The organism is Streptomyces durbertensis (assembly GCF_014156695.1).
In the GTDB taxonomy this organism is placed as follows: Bacteria; Actinomycetota; Actinomycetes; order Streptomycetales; family Streptomycetaceae; genus Streptomyces; species Streptomyces durbertensis.
The window spans coordinates 1-6,247 of the sequence record NZ_WMLF01000326.1 but is presented as its reverse complement, the minus strand read 5'-3'; the positions used below and the strand labels follow the sequence as shown (position 1 = coordinate 6,247).

Below are 6,247 nucleotides of genomic sequence, written 5' to 3'. Positions count from 1 at the left end.
CGACGGCCCGCCCGCGCCGCCGATCGAGGCGCCGCCACCCCACCACGCCGACCCCGACGTGGTCGCCCGTCTGGCCAGGGCCGCCGATCGCCCGCTGCTGGTGGTCCTCGACGCCCCCGAGGAGATGCCGCCCCACCTGTCCCACGCGCCGCGGCCCTGGGCGCTGGCCACCGCCGCCTGGCTGCGCGCCTCCGGCGCCCGCCTGGCGCTCGGCTGCCGACCGGAGTTCTGGGAACGCCTGGGCCCGCACTTCCCCGCGGAGGTGCTGCACCGCCCCACGTCCCCGTTCACGGCCACCGCCACGTCCGCCCCGGCGGCCACCGCCCGCCGCGAGCCGGACACCGGGGGCGAGTACCTGCCGCCGCACGTCCCGCTCGCCGACCCGCCCGAGGGGCACCCCCTCACCCTGCGGATACTGGAACAGCTCCAGCCCGTCGCGATCCCCGCCACCCCTCCCGGCCGCCACGAGGTGTTCGAGGCGTGGCTGGCCCTGGTGTCCCTGCGGATCGCCACCAGCGTCGGCGCGGGCCGCCGGCCGGCCGTGCGCGGCTCCGCGCTGCGGCGCCTGGCGGCCGTCGCCGCCGGCCGGCTGCATCTCGCGGCCCGCCGCTGCCTCGGCCCGGGCCGGGGCGCCCTCGACCAGCGCGCGTTCGAGACGGTGTTCCCCTGGCACGGCGGCTGGGCCGGCGCCGTCCTCTCCCTGGACGTACTGCAACCGGCCGGCGAGGGCTACCGGTTCACCGACGAGGAGTTCGGCGACTGGCTCCAGGGCGTCCACCTGGAGCTGGACGAGGCCCTGGCGAACCTGGTGCACAGCACCCCGCAGCCCGGCGCCGTCCCGGTGCCCGGGCACCGCGTGGGCCCGGTCGCCGAGGCGCTGCTGCTCGCCCACCACCACCGCGGAGCCGGCGGCCTGCTGCCCCGCCTCAGGGAACTCGTCGACGCCGTCCACCGCGAGGGCGAGCAGGGGTGGTGGGCCGCCCGGCTGCTCTCCCGAGCCCTGCGCGGCGTGCCGGACGCCACGCCCTATCTGCCCGTCCTGCGCGCCCTCGCCGCCCGGCTGCTGCGCGCCGGAAGCCACCCCGACTTCCCGCCCGCCTTCTGGGCCGGGCTGCGGCTGCCGCTGGACGCCCGGACGGACCTGCTGCGGCAGCTGCTCCCGCTCGACCCCGCCCAGCCGGGCGGCCGCCGCTTCCTCGACGTGGCCGCCGCACTCCTCACCGCCGAGCCGGCCGCGGCACAGCCGCTGCTGTGCCGCTGGTTCGGCGACGACCGCCCGCTGCGGGCGCCCGGCGCGACCGTGGCCACCGCCGCAGGGGCCCTGCTGCACACCCACCGCGGCCAGGCGACGGACTCCCTGACTGAGGCGCTTGTCGCCGCCCTCACCACCGCGGGCGGCGCCCACGCCGGCGAACTGCTCGACGAGCTGGCGCACGACGAGCCGGCCGCGCTCAGCCGCGCCGTGCACCGCTGGGCCGCCGACGACCGCGTCGAACGCCGCCGCGCCGCCGCCGGACGGCTGGCGGCGCTGGCCACCGTGCCCGGTGCCGACCACGACGAACTCACCCGTGCGGCGAAGGAGTTGCTGCGCCGCCCGGACGACACCGGAGAACTCCACCCGCCCGCCTACGGCCATCTGCTCGGCCGCCCCGCCAGCCGCTCCTCCTACCTCACCGCCGCACTGCTCCGCTTCGCCCGCGACCCGTACGACGCCGGACTCAGCGAGGCCCTGGTGCGCGCCCTCAGCACCCACCCCCGGCAGGTCCTCGCCGGCTTCCGGCACCGGCTGTGCGGCCCGGCCGCGGCCTCCCGGGAGAGTGCCACCGCGCTCCTCACCGCCCTCGCCGACGTCCGCGTCCCGGCGCTGGCCCGGCAGGTCGCCCACCTGGTCGCCGAGTACGCCTGGAGCCGCCCGGAGGAGGTCGTGGAACCGGTGACCGCGTTTGTCGAGCGGCGACTGGCGGCCGGCGCGGCCGCCCGGGCCACCCTGCTGCCGCTCGTCGAGGAGCTCTGCCGACTGCCCGGCACCGCGCTGCGCGCCCGACTCGGACGCGTGCTCGCCGCCGCCGACGGGCAACTCGCCGGTGAACTCCTGGAGCCGCTGCTCGCCGCGGGGGAGGAGCCGCCCGTCCGGGAGTCCGTCCTGGCCGGCGCCGGCCACGACCCGGAGCTGCTGCGCCGGCTCGGTCTGGCGACGGACGGCACGCCTCCGGGCACGCCACCGGGCACGCGTCCGCGCGGGGCGGCCGGCTTCGACGGGGGAGCGCTCGCGCTGCCTCGGAAGCCCTCCGACCTCACCGCCCGCACCCGCGGCTGACGCGCGCGGCGACCACCGCCGGTGCCGGGACGGCGCCGGAGTGTGCGGCTCCGGCGGGGGCGGGCGTCCCCCGGGGCCCGCAGCATGGCAGGCTTGGGAACGGCAGATCCATGGCGCATTCGGCGAGGAGCGGGCACAGTGCAGCGCTGGCGTGGTTTGACGGACATCCCCGAGGACTGGGGGCGCAGCGTCGTCACCATCGGCTCTTACGACGGAGTACACCGGGGACACCAGTTGATCATCGGCAAGACGGTGGAGCGGGCGCGCGAACTCGGCGTCCCCGCCGTGGTCGTCACCTTCGACCCGCACCCGAGCGAGGTGGTGCGCCCGGGCAGCCATCCGCCGCTGCTGGCCCCCCACCCGCGCCGTGCCGAGCTGATGGCGGAGCTGGGGGTGGACGCCGTGCTCGTGCTGCCCTTCACCACCGAGTTCTCCCAGCTCTCACCCGCCGACTTCGTGGTGAAGGTACTGGTCGACCGGTTGCACGCGAAGGCCGTCGTGGAGGGCCCCAACTTCCGCTTCGGGCACCGCGCCGCCGGCGACGTCCACCTGCTGGCCGAACTCGGCCGGGACTACGACTACGAGGTGCTGGTGTTCAACCTCTACGAGAGCGGCGAGGCCGGCGGCGGCCGGCCGTTCTCCTCCACCCTCGTCCGCGGGCTGATCGCGGACGGCGACGTGGCCGGCGCCGCCGAGGTCCTGGGCCGGCCCCACCGGGTGGAGGGCGTGGTCGTCCGCGGCGCCCAGCGCGGCCGGGCCCTCGGCTACCCGACCGCCAACGTGGAGACGCTGCCGCACACCGCGATCCCCGCCGACGGCGTGTACGCCGGCTGGCTCCACGCGGACGGTGAGGCCATGCCCGCCGCGATCTCCGTCGGAACGAACCCGCAGTTCAACGGCGTGGAGCGAACGGTCGAGGCCTACGCCATCGACCGCGTCGGGCTCGACCTGTACGGACAGCACGTGGCGGTCGACTTCCTCGCCCGGCTCCGCGACCAGCGCACGTTCGACTCGCTGGACGGGCTGCTGGAATGCATCGCCGACGACGTGCGCCGCTCCCGCGACCTGATCCAGGCGCACACCGCCTGACCCGCGCTCTCCGAGCGCCGTACCACGGAGGGCCCTTCACCGGCACACGGTGAAGGGCCCTCCGGTACGTCCACGGGTCAGCTGCCGGGCGGCTGCTGCGGCGGGTAGCCGTAACGGCCGCCCTCCTCCTGCGGCGGCTGCTGCGGATGCGGCGCCTGCTGAGACTGGTCGGGCTGCTGCTGGTCGGGCTGAGCCTGGTCGGGCTGCTGGGTCCAGCCGGCCGGTACCGCGCCGGGCGGCACCTGCCCGGGCTGCTGCACGCCGGGCTGGTCGGCCCCGGGCTGCTGCGTCGGGTCACCCTGCCACGGCGCGCCCTGCTGCGGGTACGGCTGCGCCGGCAGCGGCTGCCCGGTCCGCGGATCGAACTGCGGCTGGCCGTGGCCGTACTGGCCCGGTGCCTGCCCGGGCTGCTGGCCGAAGTGCCCCGGCTGTCCGGGCTGTCCGGGCTGCGGCGGGTAGCCCTGAGGCTGGCCCGGCTGCCCGTACGGCTGCGGCTGGCCCGGCAACGGCGGTGCCATCTGCGGCGGATGGGCGGCCTGACCGTCCGCCGTCCACAGCCCCTCGGCCTGCTGCGCGTGGGCGAAGTCCTCGGCCACCAGCGCCGCCAGGTTGAAGTACGCCTCACGGGTCTTCGGACGCATCATGTCCAGATCGACCTCGGCGCCCGCCGCCAGGTGCTCGTCGAACGGTACGACGACCACACCCCGGCACCGGGTCTCGAAGTGCGCCACGATGTCCGAGACCTTGATCATCTTGCCGGTCTCGCGGACACCCGAGATCACCGTGATGCTGCGCTGCACCAGGTCCGCGTAGCCGTGCGCCTGCAGCCAGTCGAGCGTGGTGCTCGCACTGCTCGCGCCGTCGACCGACGGCGTGGAGATGATGATCAGCTGCCGGGCCAGGTCCAGCACCCCGCGCATCGCGCTGTAGAGCAGACCGGTACCCGAGTCGGTCAGGATCACCGGGTACTGGCGGCCGAGCACGTCGATCGCCTGCCGGTAGTGCTCGTCGTTGAACGTCGTCGAGACCGCCGGGTCCACGTCGTTGGCGATGATCTCCAGCCCGGACGGCGCCTGCGAGGTGTAACGCCGGATGTCCATGTAGCTGTTGAGATGCGGAAGCGCCTGCACGAGGTCGCGGATCGTCGCACCCGTCTCCCGCCGCACCCGTCGGCCGAGCGTGCCGGCGTCCGGGTTCGCGTCGATCGCCAGGATCTTGTCCTGCCGCTCCGACGCCAGCGTCGCGCCCAAGGCCGTGGTTGTTGTCGTCTTGCCGACGCCGCCCTTGAGGCTGATCACGGCGATGCGGTAGCAGGAGAGCACCGGCGTGCGGATCAACTCCAGCTTGCGCTGCCGCTCTTCCTCTTCCTTCCGACCGCCGAGCTTGAAGCGCGACGGCTGGTTGATGTTCGAGCCGGGCTTGCGCTTCTTCGGCTGGCCGCGCAGCAGCCGGTCCGAACTGAGGTCCACGGACGCGCCGTAGCCCAGCGGGGCACCGGGCGCCGGCCGCTGGGGCTGCTGGCCCGGCTGGGCGTAGCTGTAACCGGCCTGCTGCGCCGCCGGGTTGGGGAACGGCTGCGCGCCGCCCTGCGGCGCCGCTCCCTCCTGCTGCCCGGCGGGAGCGGGCTGACCGCCCGGACCGGGCTGCTGGGGACCGCCGAACTGGCCGGGCGCGGCGTGCGGCTGGGTCTGCCCCTGCGGCGCGTGCTGCCCCGGCTGGCCCGGTGCGCCCGGCTGGCCCGGTGCGCCCGGCTGGCCCGGCTGCGCCGGGGGATAGCCGTAGCCGTGCGGCGGCTGGCCGGGCTGCTGGCCGGGGCCGCCCGGCTGCCCGAACGGCGGCTGGTCGTGCGGCGCCTGGCCGTACGGGGGCTGCGCGTGCGGAGGCTGCGCGTGCGGGGGGACGCCCGCCTGAGGCGGCTGGCCCTGCGGAGGTGCGGCCTGCTGCGGGTAGCCGTAACCGCCCTGCGGCGGCGGATAGCCGTAGCCCTGCGCGGGCGGCTGCGCGTGCGGATAGCCGTACGGCGCGCCCTGCGGTGCCGGGGCCCCACCCTGCCCGGGCAGCGGCGGCTGCTGCCCCTGCTGCGGTGACTGCGCCTGCTGAGGGATCTGCGCGTGCTGCGGCTGTGCCGGCCCCTGCTGCGGCTGCTGCGGAGGCACGGCCTGCGGGTGCGCGGAGGCCTGCGAGGGGTCGGCGGCCTGGTAGTTCGGCGGCAGCGGGGGAAGACCCTGCGGCTGGTGCGGCTGTCCGCCCTGGTCGGCCTGGTCGGCCGCGCCCCAAGGAGCGCCCCCGGCCGGAGCGTTCGCGGCACCCGGCAGCGCCTGACCGTCGACGGGCGCACCCGCCGCCCGCGGGGCCTGCTGCGGCACCGGCTGCTGCTGCGGCTCGGGCGTCACGGCCGGCTCCTGAACACCGGGTTCCTGAACTGCGGGTTCCTGCACAGCAGGATCGTGACCGGCCGGCTCCGGCTCCCGGGCGGGGTCCTCGGACGGCGCGCCGGTCTCCGGGCGGGCCTCCTCGTCGGCAGACGCCTCCGGCCGGGACCGGTCGCCGGCCTCCGGCTCCTCCGCCGGTTCCGGATCGTCGTCCCACAGGCCGGCGGACGGGTCGACGCCCGAACCGCTGCGGACGCGCGATCCCCCTTCCGGCGCCGATGCGTTCCCGGCCTCCTCGGCCGGCTCGTGCGCGTTGTCGTCGGACGGCTGCCGCTCGCCCTGCGGCCGCAGCACCGGGAAGCCGGGTGGGGGCGCGCCCGCGTTCCCACCCGGCGCGGCCGCCGGCGGAGCCGACTGGCCGTCAGCGGGCTGCAGCGTCGGGAAGCCGGGCGGCGGCGGGGTGTCGGAG

Annotated in this window: 2 protein-coding genes and 1 pseudogene; 2 read left to right on the top strand and 1 reads right to left on the bottom strand. The window is 76.6% G+C overall.

Annotated features, from left to right (window positions below; all coding sequences use genetic code 11):
• Nucleotides 1-2,317 (top strand): annotated as a pseudogene (locus GL263_RS19305) (serine protease); the annotation flags it as partial.
• Between the two features lie 138 nt (nucleotides 2,318-2,455).
• Nucleotides 2,456-3,406 carry a bifunctional riboflavin kinase/FAD synthetase gene (locus tag GL263_RS19300; protein WP_182856990.1) on the top strand — a complete coding sequence of 317 codons (951 nt, stop codon included), beginning with the start codon at nucleotides 2,456-2,458 and terminating at the stop codon, nucleotides 3,404-3,406.
• A gap of 77 nt (nucleotides 3,407-3,483) precedes the next feature.
• On the opposite strand, the gene GL263_RS19295 is transcribed toward GL263_RS19300, so the two are convergent.
• Nucleotides 3,484-6,247: nucleotide-binding protein (locus tag GL263_RS19295; RefSeq protein ID WP_323379476.1), on the bottom strand; the 2,764-nt coding region annotated here is incomplete at its 5' end.